This is a genomic window from Janthinobacterium sp. BJB401, assembly GCF_013372745.1.
GTDB classification, from domain to species: domain Bacteria; phylum Pseudomonadota; class Gammaproteobacteria; order Burkholderiales; family Burkholderiaceae_D; genus Janthinobacterium; species Janthinobacterium rivuli.
In genome coordinates, this window is the sequence record NZ_JABXFH010000016.1 from 1 (window position 1) to 18,715 (window position 18,715).

The following is an 18,715-nucleotide window of genomic DNA, read 5'->3' on the forward strand; positions in this document are numbered from 1 at the left end:
TCAATCCCATGCGCTCCGCCACGGTATGCATGTCCTTGTCGCCACGGCCCGACAGGTTGGCCAGCACGATCTGGTCTTTCGGCAAGGTGGCCGCCAGCTTGGCCGCGTAAGCCAGTGCGTGCGACGATTCCAGGGCCGGGATGATGCCTTCGATATGGCAGCAGTCGTGGAACGCCTGCAATGCCTCGTCATCCGTGATGGACACATACTGCGCGCGGCCCGAGTCTTTCAGCCACGCATGTTCCGGACCCACGCCCGGATAGTCGAGGCCGGCCGAGACGGAATGCGTCTCGATGATCTGGCCGTTGTCATCCTGCAGCAGATAGGTGCGGTTACCATGCAGCACGCCCGGGAAGCCGGCCGTCAGCGAAGCAGAATGCTTGCCGGTGTCCAGTCCTTCGCCAGCCGCTTCCACGCCGATCAGTTTTACATCTTTCTGGTCGATATACGGGTAAAAAATGCCCATGGCGTTCGAGCCGCCGCCGATGCAGGCCAGCACGTAATCGGGCTGGCGGCCCGTCATTTCCGGCATCTGCACCAGGCATTCCTCGCCGATCACGGACTGGAAGTCGCGCACCATCATCGGATACGGGTGTGGGCCGGCCACGGTGCCGATGATGTAAAAAGTGTTTTCAATGTTGGTGACCCAGTCGCGCATGGCTTCGTTCAGCGCATCCTTGAGGGTCTTGGAACCGGATTCGACGGGCACGACGGTGGCGCCCAGCAATTTCATGCGGTACACGTTCTGCGCCTGGCGCTTGACGTCTTCGCTGCCCATGTAGACCACGCATTCAAGACCGAAGCGGGCGCAGATGGTGGCCGTGGCCACGCCATGCTGGCCGGCGCCCGTCTCGGCGATGATGCGCGGCTTGCCCATGCGCTTGGCCAGCAAGGCCTGGCCGATGACGTTATTGATCTTGTGCGCGCCCGTGTGGTTCAAGTCTTCGCGTTTAAAGTAAATTTGCGCGCCGCCGGCCAGCTCGGACCAGCGCTTGGCGTGGTAGATCGGCGATGGACGGCCGACGAAGTGTTTCAGCTCGTAGCGGAATTCTTCGAGGAACTCCGGATCGACGCTGTAGCGGGCGTAGGCGTCTTTCAGCTCGGCCAGCGCGTGCGTGAGCGTTTCGGCAACGAAGGAGCCGCCGTAGGGGCCGAAGTGGCCGCGCAGGTCGGGAAACGGGTAATCGGTGGCGTGGAACAATGCGGCGGCTGCGCCGGGCGCTGTGGTGTGGTCATTCATGGTTGTTTCCTCTGGCAATGATGGCATCGGCATCCTGCACCGCGGCGATAAACGCGCGGACACGGGACGCGTCCTTGATGCCCTTGGACGCTTCGACACCACTGCTGATGTCGACGGCGTAAGGGCGCACGCGCACCACTGCGTCAGTCGCGTTTTGTACGCTCAAGCCACCACTTAAAACGACCCGAGGCGCGAGTTCTTTTGGAATGAGGGACCAATCAAATACCTTTCCTGCACCGCCATAGGCATCCACATAGGTATCGAGCAAGAGGCTGGAGAACAAGGGACTGGCGGCGCGATAGCGCTGTTCGTATTCTAGCAAATCTTCAAAGGAGGTGTCGGGTTTGACGCGGAACACTTGCGTAAACGGCGTATTCACGGCGCCAGCCAGCGCGGCGCTGTGTTCCGGCGTCTCGTCGCCATGAAATTGCAGCAGAGACAAAGGCGCCACGGCCTTCGTTGCCCGCACGTCTTCCACCGTGGCGTTGACGAACAGGCCCACCGTCGTCACGTAGGGAGGCACGGCGGCGATCAGGGCAGCTGCCTGTTCGGGCGTCACGTAGCGGGGACTTTTCGGATAGAACACGAAACCGATGGCGTCGGCGCCGGCCGCCACGACGGCCTGGATGTCTTCAACGCGGGTCAGGCCGCAAATCTTGATGCGTGTGCGAGGCATGGCAATCCTTTACTTGATTTGATGCAGATCAAAACCAGGGCAAAGCGCTGCTGCTGTCCTGCGGCAATGCCCATTTCGGATCGTAATCGATCTGCGCCAGGTACAGGCCGTCCGGCATGAAGGTGGGTGCGGCAGCGTGGCGGTCCTTGCTTTCCAGCAGATGCCCGAGCCAGTCCGGCTTTTCCCGTCCCGTACCGATGTAGACGAGCGAACCGACCAGGTTGCGCACCATGTGGTGCAGGAAGGCATTGGCCGTAATCGTAAAAATCACGCAATCGCCGCGCCGCTCGATGCGGATGTCATGCATGAGCTTGACAGGCGACTTGGCCTGGCATTGCGCGGCGCGGAAGGCCGTGAAATCGTGCCAGCCCAAGAGCGGCTGCACGGCCTGGCGCATCAGTTCCACGTCCAGCGGCCGAAAAAAGAAGCCGGCACGCCCTTCCACCAGCGGCGAACGGGTATCGTTGTTGTACAACACATAATGATAGGTGCGTGCGCGGGCGCTGAAACGGGCGTGGAAGAAGTCATTGACCGTCGGATCACCTTCGAGTTCCTTGGCCCAGCGCACGGCGATGGATTTCGGCAGGAAGGCGTTGACGCCGCGCACCCACGAGTGCACGTCGCGGTTCAGGTCCGTATCGAAATGCACGACTTGCTCGAGCGCATGCACGCCCGTATCCGTGCGGCCGGCGCAGGTGGTGGCCAGGCGCACGCGGGCAAATTGCTCCAGCGCGTTTTCCAGCTGGTCCTGCACCGTTTGCCCGTCTTCCTGCTTCTGGTATCCGTGCCAGGCCGTGCCGTCGTACTGCAGGCCGAGGACGATACGCTTGAGTGGCGTTGCTGTCGTAATATTTTGCATCGAAGCATTATACCGGCGCGGCAGCCTGCCGCGCCGGCGGGTATTGCTAGCTCAGCAAAGCGCGCATGGTATTCGCCTTTTTCACTTGCTCTTCGCTGCCGCCCTTGATGACCTCATCGATCAGCTCGCGCGCGCCTTCCTTGTCGCCGATTTCCTGGTAAGCGATCGCCAGATCCAGCTTGGTATCCATTTCCATGTGGATGGCCGACAGCGGGTCGTCCACGCCCACGCTGGCCGCCTTGCCATCGTTGAGGTCCAGGTCGATGCCGGACAGGTCGAACTCCTGTGCCGGCGGTATGGCTTCCGGCAAGGTGGCGGGCGTTTGCGCATCGTCGAACAGGTTGTCGATGGAAGGCTCGGCCGCCGCGACCGGCGCGGCAGCGGGCGCCACCGGCTCGTCGAGGTCGAAATGGGCCAGGTCGACATCTTTCAACGGATCAGGCAACGGCGTCAAGCCGGCACCCACGCCATTCACAGGACCGGCTGGCGGCTCCAGATCCAGGCCGAAATCCATGCTGGCGTCATACTGCGCATCGTGCGCGGCGGAGACGGGCTTGCTGTCCGGCCCCGGCATGACGATCGGATCGCTGGTGGAGACGGGCTCGAAATCGAGGCTGTCGAGGTCAAAATCGAGGGGATCGCGCGCATCGCGGGCCGCCACGGACGACACCGGCTCGGCCGGCGCCAGCTCGGCCAGCGGTGCGGGCGCAGGAGTCGACAAGTCGTCGGACAAGTCCATGCTCTGGCCGTGCAAATCGTCGCCAACACCCTTGCTCAGGCTGACGACGGCGTCGTCTTCCGTATCGCCATACAGGGGATTGGTGGGATCGAGCGCCAGGCCCAGCGCGGCCGCCTGCGGCCACTCTTCGCCCTGGCCGCGCGTCAGGCTGTACAGCTCGCTAGCCTGGTCTTCAAATGCGCGCACGTCGTTGCGGGCCGAATAGATTTCCAGCAACTTCAAACGGGCGGCATGGCGCTCCGGATGGATGCGCAAGGCTTCCTTGAGGATATCTTCCGCCTGGCCATCGCGGCCGTAGGCGATATACACGTCCGCTTCGGCGACCGGGTCCGTTTCATTCGCGTCGAGCATGCTGGCGCCCGCTGCGACGGCCACGCCGGCAGCGGCCGCACCCGTGCCGAACAGGTGGTTGCTCGCTTCGGACTGCTGGTCTTCCGGCGCCAGGCCGGTCGTCGGCGGCGCCACGGGCGCTTCCGGCTCCAGCACGGGGGCGATAGCTTCCGCGGGCGGCGGCGCGTCCTTGCGGCGGCGCGCAATCACCAGCGCGGCCACGGCGGCCAGCAGCGCGGCCAGGCCGATGCCGATGGCGCCCAAGTGGTCGTTGACCTTGTCGGCGAAGGTCGGTTCCAGCGGCGATGGTTTTTTCACCAGCGGCACGGGTTTCGCCTTTGGCACGGGCGGCTGGCCTTCGGCCGGTGCGCTGGCAACGGCGCTGGCAGGCGCGCTGACCGATGCGCTGGCAGCGGCCTCGGCCGGCTTGGCGGGCGCAGGCGCGCTCTTGTCCGCCATGGCCTTGCTCTTGACCGCCATCAACTTTTCCAGGTCGCTGACGTTCTTTTCCAGCTCCTTGACGCGGGCAGCCGCTTCATCGACCTGTTTCGCCTTGGCGATCTTGTCTTCCTCGCTGGCAACGGCGCTCTTGCCGGCCGACTTGGCCGCCGGCTCCGCCTTCGACAGTTTCAGCTTGTCTTGCGACTCGCTCACGGCCGTCGGCTTTTCCTGCACCTTCGTGGCGCCGATCTTGCCAGCCGTGCTTTGCGTCGCTTGCGCGGCCTTGGCCGGCTTGCTTTGCGACACCTGGCCCGCCAGCTTGTTGCGGTAGGCGTCGAAATCGATGGCGTGCGCCGTCACGATGCCCTTCGCTTCGGCCGCGCCAGTGGCGCGCACGGTGTCCGCGCCCGGCACGGCCAGGATGCGGCCGGCCTGCATGCGGTTCATGTTCTCGCCCTTGAAGGCGTCGGGATTGGCGCGGTACAGGGCGACGAGCATCATGTCGAGCGAAACGCCCGATGGTTTCAATTCGCTGGCGATGCGGCTCAGGGTGTCGCCCGCCTTGACCTTGTATTCACCTGCCGCCTTTTTCGCGGCCGGGGGCGCAGTATCGGCGGCAGCGGCGGCCGGCTTGGCCTTGCCCGGCTCGACTGGCGCCGTCACTTGCGCGCCGCGCGTCTGGCGCGCTTCGGGCGTGTCGAGCACGAACGCATATTCGCGCACCTGGCGGCCGCTCTTGCTGCTCAGTTCCAGCAGCAGGTCGACCATCGGCTCGGCCACCGGTTGCGCCGAACTGATGCGGATGAAAGACTTGCCGTTGCGGTTTTCCACGGCAAACGTCAAGGCGTTCAGGGCCGGATTGAATTCCACGTTGGCCTGGCGGTAGGCGTCAGGCGGCGCCAGCTTGGCCAGCAGGCTGGTCGCCTCGCCTGGCTTGACGGCCGATAATTCGACCTCGGCGCGCAGCGGCTGGCCGGCGGCGGACAGCACCGTGATCTTGCCCAGCTCGGCTGCGGATACCGCCGGTGACAATAACACCGCGCAGGCGACAGCGCTGCTGAGTGTTTGAATGGCAAGGGAGGCGACCCGGGGACGAGTGTGTACAGGCATAGTTGGCGGCATCTTAGTTGACATGGGAAAACTGTTACTTTTCCAGAGGTATCAACATATCATCATGCCCAGAGCTATGCAAGCTCCGCATGGTTGAGCCTTGACGGGCTCAGGACGAAAAAAAAGCCGGGAAAACAGCCCCGGCTTGATCTTGATCAGCAATTTGTGACGCTTACGCGTCGAGCAAAATACGCAACATGCGGCGCAGCGGCTCGGCCGCGCCCCACAGCAACTGGTCGCCCACGGTGAACGCGGACAGGTATTCGCCACCCATGCTCATCTTGCGCACGCGGCCGACAGGAATCGTCAGGCTGCCCGTGACGGCTGCCGGCGAAAGGTCGCGCACGGACGCTTCGCGCGTGTTCGGCACGAATTTCACCCATTCGTTGTTGCTCGCGATGATGTCGTTGATTTCATCGAGCGGCACGTCTTTTTTCAGCTTGATGGTTAAGGCTTGCGAATGGCAGCGCATGGCGCCGATGCGCACACACAGGCCGTCGACAGGAATTTCCTTGGTGCCAAAGTCGATGCCGCGACCGAGAATCTTGTTGGTTTCCGCGCCCGCTTTCCACTCTTCCTTCGACTGGCCATTGCCCAGGTCCTTGTCGATCCACGGGATCAGATTGCCGGCCAGCGGCGCGCCGAACTGCTTGATTTCATCCGGGGAATAGCCGTGCTGGGTGGCCAACACCTGGCGGTCGATTTCCAGAATGGCGGAAGCGGGGTTGTCCAGCAGCGCCTTGACGGAACCGTTGATGGTGCCAAATTGCGTCAGCAGTTCGCGCATGTGCTGCGCGCCGCCGCCCGATGCCGCCTGGTACGTCATCGACGTCATCCAGTCGATCAAATCGTGCTGGAACAGGCCGCCCAGGCCCATCATCATGCACGACACGGTGCAATTGCCGCCGATGTAATTTTTGACGCCCTTGCCCAGCGCATCCTTGATGACGTGCAGGTTGACGGGGTCGAGCACGATGACGGCGTCTTTTTCCATGCGCAAGGTCGAGGCCGCATCGATCCAGTAGCCATTCCAGCCCGCTGCGCGCAGCTGCGGGAAGACAGCGCTCGTATAGTCGCCACCCTGGCAGGAAATAATGATGTCGCACTTGGACAGTTCGGCGACGTTGTTGGCATCCTTGAGGATGGTTTCATTCTTCGCCATGGCCGGCGCCGAGCCGCCCGTGTTCGACGTCGTGAAAAACACCGGTTCAATGTGGGCGAAATCGCCCTCTTCCTGCATGCGCTGCATCAGGACCGAACCGACCATACCGCGCCAACCTACCAAGCCAACTAATTTCATTACCATTCCTCAAGATGAGACGGCGACTGCCGTCATTAGACTATTTTATCCCAGAGCTTTTACAACTGCATCACCCATGGCCTCGGTACCGACCAAAGTCGTGCCCGCCTCATGGATGTCGGCCGTGCGCAAGCCCTGCGCCAGTACGTGCTTGACGGCTGCCTCGATGCGGTTTGCCTGCTCTTCGCGGTTCAGCGAATAGCGCAGCATCATGGCGGCAGAAAGAATCGTCGCCAGCGGATTGGCGATGCCCTTGCCGGCGATATCGGGTGCCGAGCCGTGCGATGGCTCGTACAGGCCCTTGTTGTTGGCGTCCAGCGAGGCCGACGGCAGCATGCCGATCGAGCCCGTCAGCATGGCGGCCGCGTCCGACAAAATGTCGCCGAACATGTTGCCGGTCACCATGACGTCGAATTTCTTCGGCGCCCGCACCAGTTGCATGGCCGCGTTGTCGACATACATGTGGTCAAGGACCACGTCCGGGTATTCCTTGTGCACGTCGATGACGATGTCTTTCCAGAACTGGAAGGTTTCCAGCACGTTCGCCTTGTCCACGCTGGTGAGGCGCTTGTCGCGCTTTTGCGCGGCCTGGAAAGCCACATGGGCGATGCGGCGGATTTCGCCTTCCGCATAGCGCATGGTGTCAAAACCTTCGCGCTGGCCCTTGAACGGACCGTCCGGGCACTCGCGCACGCCGCGCGGCTGGCCAAAATAAATGTCGCCCGTCAATTCGCGGATGATCAAAATATCGAGGCCCGACACCACTTCCGGCTTCAGGGTCGAGGCGCCCGCCAGTTCCGGATACAGAATCGCGGGACGCAGGTTGGCGAACAGGCCCAGGTTCTTGCGCAAGCCCAAAATCGCCTGCTCGGGACGGAACTGGCGCTCCAGATTGTCATATTGGTAGTCGCCCACGGCGCCGAACAGCACGGCATCGGCCGCTTTCGCCAGGGCAAGAGTACCTTCGGGCAGCGGGTGACCATGGGCCGCATAGCCGGCGCCGCCCACGGGCGCCGTTTCCAGCTCGAACGATTCGCCCAGCACATTCAAGACCTTGACGGCTTGCGCGACGATTTCAGGACCGATCCCGTCGCCGGGTAAGATTGCAATTTTCATGGAATGATCTTTAGATAACGTTGGCCAGCCAAGGCTGATTGGTCAGATGCCGTTCTTCGAAGGCGCGGATATCGTCGGCGTGGCGCAGGGTCAGGCCGATATCGTCAAGGCCATTCATCAGGCAATATTTGCGGAAGGCGTCGATCTCGAACGGATACGACACAGAACCGTTGCTGGTGCGCACGCATTGCTGTTCCAGGTCCACCACCAGCTTGAAGCCGGGGAACGCCTTGACTTCATTGAACAGGTGCTCGACCTGGCTTTCCGACAGCACGATGGGCAGCAAGCCGTTCTTGTAGCAATTATTGAAGAAGATGTCGGCGAACGAAGGCGCGATGATGGCGCGGAAGCCATATTGATCGAGTGCCCACGGCGCGTGTTCGCGCGAGGAACCGCAGCCGAAGTTCTTGCGTGTCAGCAAGATCGACGCTCCCTGGTAGCGCGGCTCGTTGAGCACGAACTCCGGGTTCAGCGGGCGGCGGCTGTTGTCCTGGCCCGGTTCGCCATGGTCGAGATAGCGCCATTCGTCGAACAGGTTGGGGCCGAAACCGCTGCGGTGGATCGATTTCAGGAATTGCTTCGGGATAATCGCGTCGGTGTCGACGTTGGCGCGGTCCAGCGGGGCGACCAGGCCTTCGTAAATCGTAAATTTATCCATGCTGTTTCTACTCGGTAGGACGCGCGGCGCAGGGCGCCGGCACGTCGCGGTTTATTTTCCGCCGGCGCCAGTGACGACCTGGCCGACTTTCTGCACATCGCGGCCGATGCCGGAGACGGTGTTGCAGCCAGACAGGATCACGGTGGCGATGAGGAGGGCGAAGAGTTTTTTCATGATGAGTTCTCGATAAGAAAGATGGGACTGATACCGCTAGTGTAAACCAGCGGCGCCAGTCCCTGCCGTCATCGCAATCCCCGCACGTCGACAAAGTGGCCGGCGATACCCGCCGCGGCCGCCATCGCGGGCGACACCAGGTGGGTACGGCCGCCCTGGCCTTGCCGGCCTTCGAAGTTGCGGTTCGAGGTGGACGCGCAGCGTTCGCCCGGCTCCAGGCGGTCCGCATTCATGGCCAGGCACATGGAGCAACCGGGCTCGCGCCATTCGAAGCCGGCATCCTTGAAGATGCGGTCCAGGCCTTCGCGTTCGGCCTGGTCCTTGACGAGGCCGGAACCGGGCACCACCAGCGCCAGGGTCACGTTGGAGGCGCGGTACTTGCCGCGCACCACGGCGGCGGCCGCACGCAAATCCTCGATGCGCGAATTGGTGCAGGAGCCGATGAAGACCTTGTCGATACGCACATCGGTGATCGGCGTGTTCGGTTTGAGGGCCATGTAGACCAGGGCTTTTTCGATGGCGTCGCGCTTGACGCTGTCTTTTTCATTGTCCGGGTCTGGCACGCGGCCATCGATGCCGATGACCATTTCCGGCGACGTGCCCCACGTCACTTGCGGTTGAATTTCTTGCGCGTTGAGCGTGACGACGAGGTCGAAGCGGGCGCCAGGGTCCGAATGCAGGGTGCGCCAGTAGGCCACGGCCCGTTCCCAGTGTGGACCGGCCGGCGAAAACGGGCGGCCCTTGACATAATTGATGGTGGTGTCGTCCACGCCGATGATGCCGGCGCGCGCGCCCGCCTCGATGGCCATGTTGCACACCGTCATGCGACCTTCCATCGACAGCGCGCGGATGGCCGAGCCGCCGAACTCGATACAGTAGCCCGTGCCACCGGCCGTGCCGATCTTGCCGATGATGGCCAGCACGATATCTTTCGCCGTCACGCCGGCCGGCAAGGCGCCATCGACTTGCACCAGCATGGATTTGGATTTCTTTTGCAGCAAGGTTTGCGTGGCCAGCACGTGTTCCACTTCGGACGTGCCGATGCCGTGCGCCAGCGCACCGAAGGCGCCATGCGTGGACGTGTGCGAGTCGCCGCAGACGACCGTCATGCCGGGCAGGGTCGCGCCCTGTTCCGGGCCGATCACGTGCACGATACCCTGGCGCTTGTCGTTCATGTTGAAGTAGGTCAAGCCGTAGTGCTTGGCGTTCTTGTCCAGCGTTTCCACCTGCAGGCGCGAAACGGGGTCTGCAATGCCGTCGACCCGGCTGGTGGTCGGCACATTATGGTCGGCCACGGCCAGGTTGGCGGAAATACGCCACGGCTGACGGCCCGCCACGCTGAGGCCATCGAAGGCTTGCGGGCTGGTAACTTCGTGCAGCAGGTGCCGGTCGATATACAAAATTGTCGTGCCATCATCTTCGGCCCGAACAACGTGGGATTCCCAGAGTTTGTCGTAAAGCGTCTTTATCATGATATATGCAGCGTTGCCACAGCCTGTTTAAGTGATCTGTCGTACTGATCGAAGGGATCGGCAATGATTATGCCATATATTGTGCAATGCAGAACCAAAAGCCGCCCCAGCGTCGGATGGGCGATACAAAATTCGGTGCGCTTTGCGGATATGGCGAAAAAATTGCTGATACGAAAATCCGCCAAAATGCCGGCGGGGCGAATAAAAATCGAAAAAAGCTGAAAAAAAAGCCCGCTGCAGAGGTCTGCAGCGGGCTGGATGTGAACTGGCCTGTGTTGTTAGGCAGCCATGCGCACACTTCCCCTGCAACCATCCATCAGGAACGATAGGCCCACGACTAGCACCAGCTCGCCTTCGGCCGAGCGGGCAGTACCGGTAATGCCTTCCACGGTGATGGCCGTCATCGGCTTGATCACGAGGTCGGCCGTGCCATCGACGGCTTCCACGGCGAGAATGTACGGCTGTGGCGCAGCGACAACAATACCGACGCGTTCGCTGCACGATTCATAGCCCAACGAGCCGGCCAGCGAGCGCACGGGCAATGGACGGCCCTGGTCTTTCAGCACCGGCGCGCCGCCCACTTCCATGAAGGTTTCCGGCAATTCGACGACGCGCTGCACCACCGCCATCGGCAGCGCCAGCGCGGCGCCCGAGGTCGACACGAGCATGGTCGGCACGATCGACAGTTCGATCGGCAGGCGGATGGCAAATTTCGTGCCCTTGCCCAGCGTGGATTCGATGTGGATGGCGCCGCGGTTTTTCTCCACGGCCGTTTTCACCACGTCCATGCCCACGCCGCGTCCGGAAACGCTGGAAGCGACTTCCTTGGTCGAGAAGCCCGGCAGGAACACCAGCTGGAAGCATTCGTCGTTGCTCAACTGCGCGTTTTCGCTGATCAGGCCCTTTTGCTGGGCCTTGCTGCGCAGGAAGACCGGGTCCATGCCCTTGCCGTCATCCTGCAGCACGATCATGACGCTGTTCGCTTCCTGCCATGCTTTCAGTGAAATATACGACTTGGCGGGCTTGCCGGCGGCCAGACGCGCTTCCGGCGATTCGACGCCATGGTCGAGCGAGTTGCGCAGCATGTGCACGAGCGGATCGTACAGGCTGTCGACCACCACCCGGTCGACTTCCGTCTCCGCGCCTTCGATGGTCAGTTCGACATCCTTGCCCAGGTCTTTCGCCAGTTCGCGCACGAGGCGCGGGAATTTCTGGAACAGGCGGCCGACGGGCTGCATGCGCGTGGCCAGGGTGGCCCGCTGCAGTTCGGTCGAGTAGCGCGAAGCGCGTTCCAGGGTTTCCGCCAGGGTCGCCATCAGGGTGGCGGCTTGGCCTTCGAATTTGAATTGCAGCAAGCGTTCGAGCAGCACGGCAGCCTGGTTGGCGGCCTGCACGGATTCACCGGCCACTTCCAGCAGCGCGTCGAGCTTGACGGCGTCCACGCGGATGCTGTCTTCCTTGACGGGCGCGGCATGGCGCACTTCCGGACGCTCTTCGCGGCGTTCCGCGCCATCCCAGGCCTTGCCGGCCGGTTTGGCGGCGGCAGCGGCAGCAGGCGCGGCGGCCACGGCGGCAGGTGCGGCGGCGACGGCGGACACCGGCGCGGCAGCGATCTGGCTAGCGGCCGGCACGACGGCGTTGTACATGGCTTCCCAGTCCAGGCCATCGGCGCTGGCCGTGGACACGGCGGCGGCAGGCGCGGCCGCGACAACTTCGGCGGCCTGGGCGACCGGTGCAGCCACTTCCGCCACCACGGCGGCGGCAGGCGCATGCGCATCCATGCCCTTGCCTTCGATGGCGTTCGTCAGGATATGTTCCAGCTCTTCCGGCATGGCCGGCAAGCTTTCCGGCGCGGCGCCATTCGCCAGTTCCGTCAGCTGGTCGGCGACGAAACCGGACGCTTGCAGCGCCGCCTCGATGGCGATCGGCGTCACGGGCGCGGCGCCCGTGCGCAAGGCGTCAAACAGGTTTTCCGTCAGATGGCAGGCCGCCACCAGCGCGGGCAAGCCCATGAAGCCGGCGCCGCCCTTGATGGTGTGGAAGGAACGAAACACGGCATTCAGTGTTTCCTTGTTGTCAGGATCACGCTCGAGGCGCAATAAGTGCTCTTCAACATTAACCGCAAGATCCATCGCCTCAACGACGAAATCCTTGAGCATATCGTCCATTAGAATCCCAAATCCGCAAGAAGGTCGTCTACATTATCCTGGTCCAGCGCCACCGACGGCACGGACGGGCCCTGCATCAGCGGCACCGGCTTTTGCGCCAGCTTTTCGCGCACCTCGGCCGGCGCGTTGTCGCGCAGCAGCTGAGCCAGCTCGTTTTCCACCGTCTTGGTGATGTTGACCACTTTTTTGATCAGCTGGCCCGTGATGTCCTGGAAGTCCTGGGCCATCATGATTTCCAGCAAGCGTGCTTTTTCCGCTTCCGTCGCTTCGGCAACGGCTTGCGCGAACTGGCGCGAATCGCCGGCCAGGGCCTTGAATTCTTCCAGGCTCAGCTTGCCGTCGAACAGGGCCGTCCAGCGGCCGTCCATGTCCTTGGCTTTTTTCGACAGCACGTCCTGCGCCGGCATGCCTTCGTCGAGCGTGTTGAGTACCTTGTTGGCGGCCTGTTCCGTCAGGGTGGCGACATATTCCAGGCGGTCCTGGGCGTCGACGATCTGCGACGACGCTTCCGTCAACGCCTTGTCGTAGCCCAGTTCGCGCAGCGAATCGTGCAGCAGGCGCACGATGCCGCCCAGGCGCTCGAACATCGGCTTGTCGGACTGGTCGACCGGATCGGCCGCTTCGCCAGGCGCGTCGGCGCTGGCCACGGGGGCCGCAACCGGCTCGGCGGCCGCCGGCACGGCGGTGCTGGCCGACACGGAATCGAACAGCGCGTCAAAATCGTCATCCGCGATCACGGCGGGAGCAGGCGCGGCGGCAGGCGCCGGCGTGGCTGCGGCCGCGCTTTGCGCGGATACTTCATCGAATAATGCATCGAAATCATCAGCGGCGTTGGTCATATCCCTGCTTCTCCATAATTTGTCAAAATTCCGCCTGAACTGTGCGTTTTACAGACTGATACCCACAATTTCTCGATTAAGATGATTTGAGGCAATACCGCTGCGATGGTGCGAGTGTAGCAGGGCGCCGCCCTGTTGGTAAATCTCAAAACGCGCTTCCTGGTGCAAAGCAGGCCCACAAGAGCTTTTCCGCCAGGAAATAAGTGTTCCTGCTGTTGTATTTTGAAATACTACCATTGGCGTGCGTGCTAGACCACGCGCGACACAAGAAATCCTGCCTGCGGGCGCCTGCGCAACAGCCCTGCTCGGCCATCGTTGCAGCTAAACACGATCTTTCTGCCAATGTTGTCTATACTGAAGGTGCAGTAGTATTGATAATTATCAAGTCTTTACATGAATACAATGCTGCCGCCGCGTCTACAATAAGAGGCGTTGCGCGCGCTGAGTCACTGCCAAAGGACCTGCCATGTATAAGAAAATTCTGATCGCCACGGACGGCTCCACCGTCTCCAACTTGACGGCCTGTGCCGGCGTTGCCTTTGCCGAACAGATGCACGCCGACATCCTTGCCGTGTACGTGGCGCCCGAATACCAGTACCCTGTGTACATCGAAATCATTCCACCAAGCTATCCCAGCGAGGAGGAATACCGCATCGCCATGCGCAAGGCGGGCGCCGACCACTGGCAGCCCATCCTCGACGCGGCCGCCAAGCGGGGCCTGCAGGCGACAGGCCTGACGGCATTTTCCGACAGCCCCGCCCTGAAAATCGTGGAAGTGGCGCAACTGCAGCAATGCGACCTGATCTTCATGGGCTCGCATGGCCGCAGCGGCTGGGGTCAGTTGCTGCTGGGCAGCGTCACCAATAAAGTGCTGTCGCACTCGAAATTGCCCGTGCTCGTGCACAGGCTGATCAAGGAACCCGCGGCAAAATAAAAGGTCACATGGCCACGGGGCCAGCGCCATTGCCGGCACACCAAAAAAAAGGCAAAGGCGCGACCGCTTCAGTTAAAATGACAACGTTTCTCGTTTCTTAACATTTGATTGTCCGGTGACGGACAGAGCAGATTACACGCCACCAGATTGCCCGCCTATGATACGTATTGTGATTGCCGACGACCACACCATCATGCGTGAAGGATTAAAGCGCATCCTTGACGGCGCGCCGGATATCGACATCGTGGGTGAAGCCATCGACGGCTTTGAAGTCCTCAACCACGTGCGCCAGGGCGGCTTCGACCTGTTGCTGCTCGACCTGTCGATGCCGGGCCGCAGCGGCGTCGACCTGATCCGGCAAATCCGCAGCGAGGCGCCCAAGCTGTCGATCCTGATCCTCACCATGCACGAGGAAGAGCAATATGCGGTGCGCGCCATCCGCGCCGGCGCGCAAGGCTATCTGACCAAGGAAAGCGCGGGCACCCAGCTCGTGGGCGCCATCCACAAGGTGGCGTCCGGGCGCCCCTACATCAGCGCCGAGGTGGCGGAGCAACTCGTGCTCAACATCATGATGCCGAATGAAAGCTTGCTGCATAAACAGTTGTCGGACCGCGAATTCGAAGTTTTTTCCCTGCTGGTGGCAGGCAAGTCGATCACGGAAATTGCCAACAACCTGCACCTGAGCGTCAAAACGGTGAGTACGCACAAGACGCGCATCATGCAAAAGATGGGCATGAGTTCGCTATCCGAAATGGTCCAGTATGCCGTCGCGCACCGCCTGCTATCGCCCTTCAAGACGTGATCCTCCTGGCGCGCGCCCGCGCGCCAACTGTAGGAACAATCCTACCTCACCTACCACAGCTCCTACTGCCATATTCAGCCACTGCTGATATTAATTGCATACGGTTGTTGGCATACTGAAACCAGTAATCAAGTTGCTGGAAAGTTATTTCATCACACAGCAAGTCTTCAGCGAATTGAGCATTACCTGCCTGGACGCGCGCCGCCGACCCTTGCCTGCCCGCCGCCCCGTGCACCCCGTCATTCAACTCTGAACTACCTGTCACCAGGAGATGAACATGCTGTCCACGCAAACGCCCGACACCCGCGCTGCCTCACCATCGCTGGCCCCCTCTTCTCCAATGGAAGCGGGGCGCCAGCGCCAGGGCCGGCTCTGGTCGAACCTGAAGGAGGTGTGCGACCTGCTGCATATCTCCAGCGCCTGCACCATCGCCGCCGACGAACTGCTGTTCCAGCACGTGCAATTCAAGACGGGCCAGCGCGTGCACACGATCGGCCAGCCGTTCGACACCCTGTACATCGTCAATTCGGGCTTCCTGAAAACCGTGCTCATCGATGAATTCGGCAATGAACAGGTACTGAGCTTCCCCATGAAGGGCGACATGCTGGGCGTTGACGGCATCCACTCGCGCCATTACTCCTCGGAAGCGGTGGCCCTGTCCGACTGCGACCTGATCCTGCTGCCGTTCAAGAAGCTGACGGCGCTGGGCAGAGTCCACCTGGAACTGGAAAACGTCATGTACGGCGTGATGAGCCGCGAACTGGTGCGCGAGCAAGCCATGATCGGCATGCTGGGCGCACTCAGCGCCGAAGCCCGCGTGGCGCGCTTCCTCGTCTCGCTGGCCGACCGCTTCGCGCAGATGGGCTACTCGAGCAAACTGTTCAACCTGCGCATGACGCGCCATGAAATCGGCAGCTACCTGGGCCTGACCCTGGAAACGGTCAGCCGCACCTTGTCCGCCTTCAATGAAATCGGCCTGATCACGGTTGACCAGCGCACCATCGGCATCAAGGATCCGGACGCCCTGAAAACCCTGCGCCGCCTGCCGCCGTCGCGCTCGCGCGCCAAGCAACTGGCCGCCGCCAAGCTCAAGGCCGATACCACCGCCGCCGCCAGCGCCTCGGCGCAATTGCTGGCTACCATCTAGCTTCATCCCGATTTCCTCAAGCTTGGCACAGGCTTGACCCGGCCAAGGCGCACAACGCCTTGCCGGGTCTTTTTTGCCGCCCCCGCCTCCCGCGCCGCTCCTGCGGCCTGCTTTGCGCAGCACGATCGTCCACGCTGCCATGTCACCATAAAAAAGCGCGGATTCCGCACAAATAAGCCTTGCTTTTCGGGCCACATTCAACAATAATGCAAATACGAATCATTCTCAACTGAGATAAAGAAAGCCCAACATGCAAAGCTCAAAACCAGCCTTGATCCAGGATGCCGCTACCGCCCACGTCCGTCCTCCCGTCAGCATGGCCCAGCCGGCACGCCGCATCACCAGCGAAGCGCTGCTGCAGCAGGGACGCGAAGTGGAGATTGAGCACAGCGGCAAGATCTATCGCCTGCGCGTCACCCAATTGAACAAGCTGATCCTGACTGCCTGAAGCAGCACGGCAGCCAGTCACCACACTCGCCAGCCAGTCGCGCCCCGCGCGCGCAGCCAGCCAAACCACCGCACAGGAGTGTTTGATGGCGAACGACCGACCTTCCCCGATGTTTCCTTCTCCGCAAGGCCAGCAGCCTGAATTGCTGCTGTCGGCCGTGCTGCACCTGATGTCGCACTACCATGCGGGCAGTCCCTGCGAGAAACTGGCCGGTGTCATCGAACGCCATCTGCAAGTGCTGTCGGGTTCGCCCGGCCTGGGTCCCGTGCTGCAAGCAACTTGCCAGCAACTGTCGCAACAATGGGCCGCCCTGGTGGCGCTGCACAAGCCGGCACCGCCCAGGAGCACCTTGCTCGATCGCCTGGCACGCATGCTGAGCGCCAAGCGCCCTGCCTCGCCCCTGCCGCAATAATTTCTTTTCCATCCCCACCGTCCAACAGGATACCGCCATGTGTGACAAAGACCAGTCCCTGCCCGTCATCAGCAATTGTTCCAGCGACGGGGCCGAAACGGCCGCGCTCGCTTCGCGCCGCCGCCGGCTGTGGGAACTGTCGCACACCTGCCATTGCCCGCTGGTCGGCGTGGGCTTGCCCTTGGGCTACCTGCGCAAGCTGGTGGGCAAGATGACGGGCGGACGCGTGCTGGCCGACGACTATGAAGTGCACGTGGGCGCCGTGACGGAATGCGGCGCGCGCAACCGCCTGTCCGAAGCGCTGCAAAAGGAACTCGAACGCCGCTACGCCCCCGTGATCCTGCGCTTTCGCGGCGCCAAGACCACGGAGCAAGTGGCCGAACTGTGGCGCACGGCCGTCGCCAACGGCGACGTGTCGGGCGCTTTCTGGGCCGGCCTGACGCACCCGCGCTGCGATGCCGAACTGGAAGAGCAGATGTGCCGCGACTTGCACATGATCCAGCACCAGGCCGGTGCCTGCGTGCGCGCCGACATGGGCAAATTTACGGCCTTGCAGGAAGAAAACGCCCGCATGGCGCACGAACTGGCCAAGCTGCAACAACGCAGCCAGGCCGCACTGATGGAAAAAACAGGCGAGCTGGAACGCCAGGAAGCCGTGCTGCTGCGCACGCGGGCGGAATCTATCGGCAAGGATAGCGTGATCGACGGCTTGCGCGCGGAACTGGCCCAATTGCAAGCGGCCATCCCGGCGCTGGAATCACGCACCCGCCTGGTCGAACGCCTGGCGCAAATGGATGAGCGCGAGAAGGAATTGCGCCAGCAAATCGCGGAATTGAAGCAGGCCCAGCCACGCCCAGCCGCTGTCGTACCGCCACCGGCGCCGAAGCTGGAAGTGCCGACCGGCGGCAAGCTGAAAATGCCGATCCGCCTGGTCGATCAAAGCGTCTTGTGCGTGGGCGGACGCAGCGGCAATGTCGCCACCTACCGCGCCCTGATCGAGCGGGTCGGCGCGCAGTTTGCCCACCACGACGGCGGTCTGGAAGACAATGCCAACCTGCTCGATTCGAGCCTGGCGGCGGCCGACCTGGTGATTTGCCAGACGGGCTGCATCAGCCACAGCGCCTACTGGCGCGTGAAGGATTATTGCAAGCGCACGGGCAAGCGCTGCGTCTTCATCGACAACCCCAGCATTTCCAGCCTGGCGCGCGGCTTGCAGGAAGTGAGTGGCGAAATGGAGCCGGCCGCGCTGGACGCCGCCGACTAGAGCCTAAGCCTAAGCCTGCAATTCGCGCGCGATGGCCTCGCGCAAGAGTGCATCATCGACCGTGGTGTCGGGCGCGAAACGCCCCACCACCTTGCCGTCCTTGCTGATCAAAAACTTCTCGAAATTCCACAGCACGTCGCTCGGCTGCTCCTGCGTGATGCCGTAGCCGGCCAGCTTGGCGCGGAAATCGCTGCCCGGCTTTTCCTGCGCCCGCGGCTGCTCCTGTACCAGGCGCTGGTACAGCGGATGCTGGCCCGGACCCTTGACGACGATTTTCTCAAACATGGGAAATTGCACGCCAAACGTGCCACGGCAAAAGTCCGCGATCTCGGCATTGCTGCCCGGCTCCTGCGCGCCGAATTCATTGGCGGGAAAACCGGCCACCACCAGACCCTCGGCCTGCTTGTCGGCGTAGAGTTTTTCCAGGCCTTCGTACTGCGGCGTCAAGCCACAGGCGGAGGCGACATTGACCACCAGCACGACCTTGCCACGGTACGCGTCCAGGCTGGCGGGCTCGCCATTGATGCGTCGCAAGGGAATGTCGTAAATGCTGTCGCTCATGATGTGTCTCCTTGAATGAAACAAT

The 18,715-nt window shown here is 62.3% G+C and carries 18 protein-coding genes; 6 read left to right on the forward strand and 12 right to left on the reverse strand.

Annotation, left to right across the window (positions count from 1 at the left end; all coding sequences use genetic code 11):
• From trpB to HWE17_RS12680, 11 genes are all read right to left on the reverse strand, one after another.
• Nucleotides 1-1,240 (reverse strand): tryptophan synthase subunit beta (gene trpB / locus HWE17_RS12630; protein ID WP_176388973.1); only part of this gene is annotated, 1,240 nt, incomplete at its 3' end.
• Nucleotides 1,233-1,916: a phosphoribosylanthranilate isomerase gene (locus HWE17_RS12635; protein WP_176388974.1), complete on the reverse strand. Its 684-nt coding sequence runs from the start codon at nt 1,914-1,916 to the stop codon at nt 1,233-1,235. The genes HWE17_RS12635 and trpB, both read right to left, overlap by 8 nt.
• 28 nt (nt 1,917-1,944) lie before the next feature.
• A complete protein-coding gene (gene truA, locus HWE17_RS12640) occupies nt 1,945-2,775 on the reverse strand; it encodes a tRNA pseudouridine(38-40) synthase TruA (protein ID WP_176388975.1) in 831 nt (276 codons plus the stop codon).
• 46 nt (nt 2,776-2,821) lie between these two features.
• The gene (locus HWE17_RS12645; RefSeq protein ID WP_369681729.1) at nt 2,822-5,323 is read right to left on the reverse strand and encodes a FimV/HubP family polar landmark protein; all 2,502 of its coding nucleotides are present in this window, start codon (nt 5,321-5,323) and stop codon (nt 2,822-2,824) included.
• Between the two features lie 244 nt (nt 5,324-5,567).
• Complete coding sequence (gene asd / locus HWE17_RS12650) at nt 5,568-6,695, reverse strand: aspartate-semialdehyde dehydrogenase (protein ID WP_176388977.1); 1,128 nt, start codon at nt 6,693-6,695, stop codon at nt 5,568-5,570.
• 45 nt (nt 6,696-6,740) lie between these two features.
• Nucleotides 6,741-7,811: a 3-isopropylmalate dehydrogenase gene (gene leuB / locus HWE17_RS12655; protein WP_176388978.1), complete on the reverse strand. Its 1,071-nt coding sequence runs from the start codon at nt 7,809-7,811 to the stop codon at nt 6,741-6,743.
• Nucleotides 7,812-7,821: 10 nt separating this feature from the next.
• A complete protein-coding gene (gene leuD, locus HWE17_RS12660; RefSeq protein WP_035821053.1) occupies nt 7,822-8,469 on the reverse strand; it encodes a 3-isopropylmalate dehydratase small subunit in 648 nt (215 codons plus the stop codon).
• A 51-nt stretch (nt 8,470-8,520) separates the two neighbouring features.
• On the reverse strand, nt 8,521-8,643 hold the full coding sequence (locus HWE17_RS12665) for an entericidin A/B family lipoprotein (RefSeq protein ID WP_010400408.1): 123 nt from the start codon (nt 8,641-8,643) through the stop codon (nt 8,521-8,523).
• 68 nt (nt 8,644-8,711) lie between these two features.
• Nucleotides 8,712-10,115 carry a 3-isopropylmalate dehydratase large subunit gene (gene leuC / locus HWE17_RS12670; RefSeq protein WP_176388979.1) on the reverse strand — a complete coding sequence of 468 codons (1,404 nt, stop codon included), beginning with the start codon at nt 10,113-10,115 and terminating at the stop codon, nt 8,712-8,714.
• 278 nt (nt 10,116-10,393) lie between these two features.
• Nucleotides 10,394-12,283, reverse strand: a complete 1,890-nt coding sequence (locus tag HWE17_RS12675) for a chemotaxis protein CheA (RefSeq protein WP_176388980.1) — start codon at nt 12,281-12,283, stop codon at nt 10,394-10,396.
• Complete coding sequence (locus HWE17_RS12680) at nt 12,283-13,122, reverse strand: protein phosphatase CheZ (protein ID WP_035821059.1); 840 nt, start codon at nt 13,120-13,122, stop codon at nt 12,283-12,285. The genes HWE17_RS12675 and HWE17_RS12680 overlap by 1 nt, the downstream gene beginning before the upstream one ends.
• Nucleotides 13,123-13,588: 466 nt before the next feature.
• Between HWE17_RS12680 and HWE17_RS12685 the strand changes: the two genes are divergently transcribed.
• The 6 genes from HWE17_RS12685 (at nt 13,589) to HWE17_RS12710 (ending at nt 18,129) form a co-directional block, all read left to right on the forward strand.
• Entirely contained in the window at nt 13,589-14,056 is a 468-nt protein-coding gene (locus HWE17_RS12685; RefSeq protein ID WP_035821061.1) for a universal stress protein, read from the forward strand.
• A 157-nt stretch (nt 14,057-14,213) separates the two neighbouring features.
• Nucleotides 14,214-14,858: a response regulator transcription factor gene (locus HWE17_RS12690; RefSeq protein WP_034783426.1), complete on the forward strand. Its 645-nt coding sequence runs from the start codon at nt 14,214-14,216 to the stop codon at nt 14,856-14,858.
• A 340-nt stretch (nt 14,859-15,198) separates the two neighbouring features.
• Nucleotides 15,199-16,005, forward strand: a complete 807-nt coding sequence (locus tag HWE17_RS12695; protein ID WP_035821063.1) for a Crp/Fnr family transcriptional regulator — start codon at nt 15,199-15,201, stop codon at nt 16,003-16,005.
• A 250-nt stretch (nt 16,006-16,255) separates the two neighbouring features.
• Complete coding sequence (hemP, locus tag HWE17_RS12700; protein ID WP_034750559.1) at nt 16,256-16,453, forward strand: hemin uptake protein HemP; 198 nt, start codon at nt 16,256-16,258, stop codon at nt 16,451-16,453.
• An 85-nt stretch (nt 16,454-16,538) separates the two neighbouring features.
• Nucleotides 16,539-16,865 carry a hypothetical protein gene (locus HWE17_RS12705; RefSeq protein WP_099403647.1) on the forward strand — a complete coding sequence of 109 codons (327 nt, stop codon included), beginning with the start codon at nt 16,539-16,541 and terminating at the stop codon, nt 16,863-16,865.
• A 37-nt stretch (nt 16,866-16,902) separates the two neighbouring features.
• Nucleotides 16,903-18,129, forward strand: coding sequence for a DUF2325 domain-containing protein (locus tag HWE17_RS12710; protein WP_099403646.1), 1,227 nt, complete (start codon nt 16,903-16,905; stop codon nt 18,127-18,129).
• Between the two features lie 9 nt (nt 18,130-18,138).
• Here HWE17_RS12710 and HWE17_RS12715 read toward each other — a convergent pair whose 3' ends face one another.
• Nucleotides 18,139-18,690: a glutathione peroxidase gene (locus HWE17_RS12715; protein WP_176388981.1), complete on the reverse strand. Its 552-nt coding sequence runs from the start codon at nt 18,688-18,690 to the stop codon at nt 18,139-18,141.
• Between the last annotated feature and the right edge of the window lie 25 nt (nt 18,691-18,715).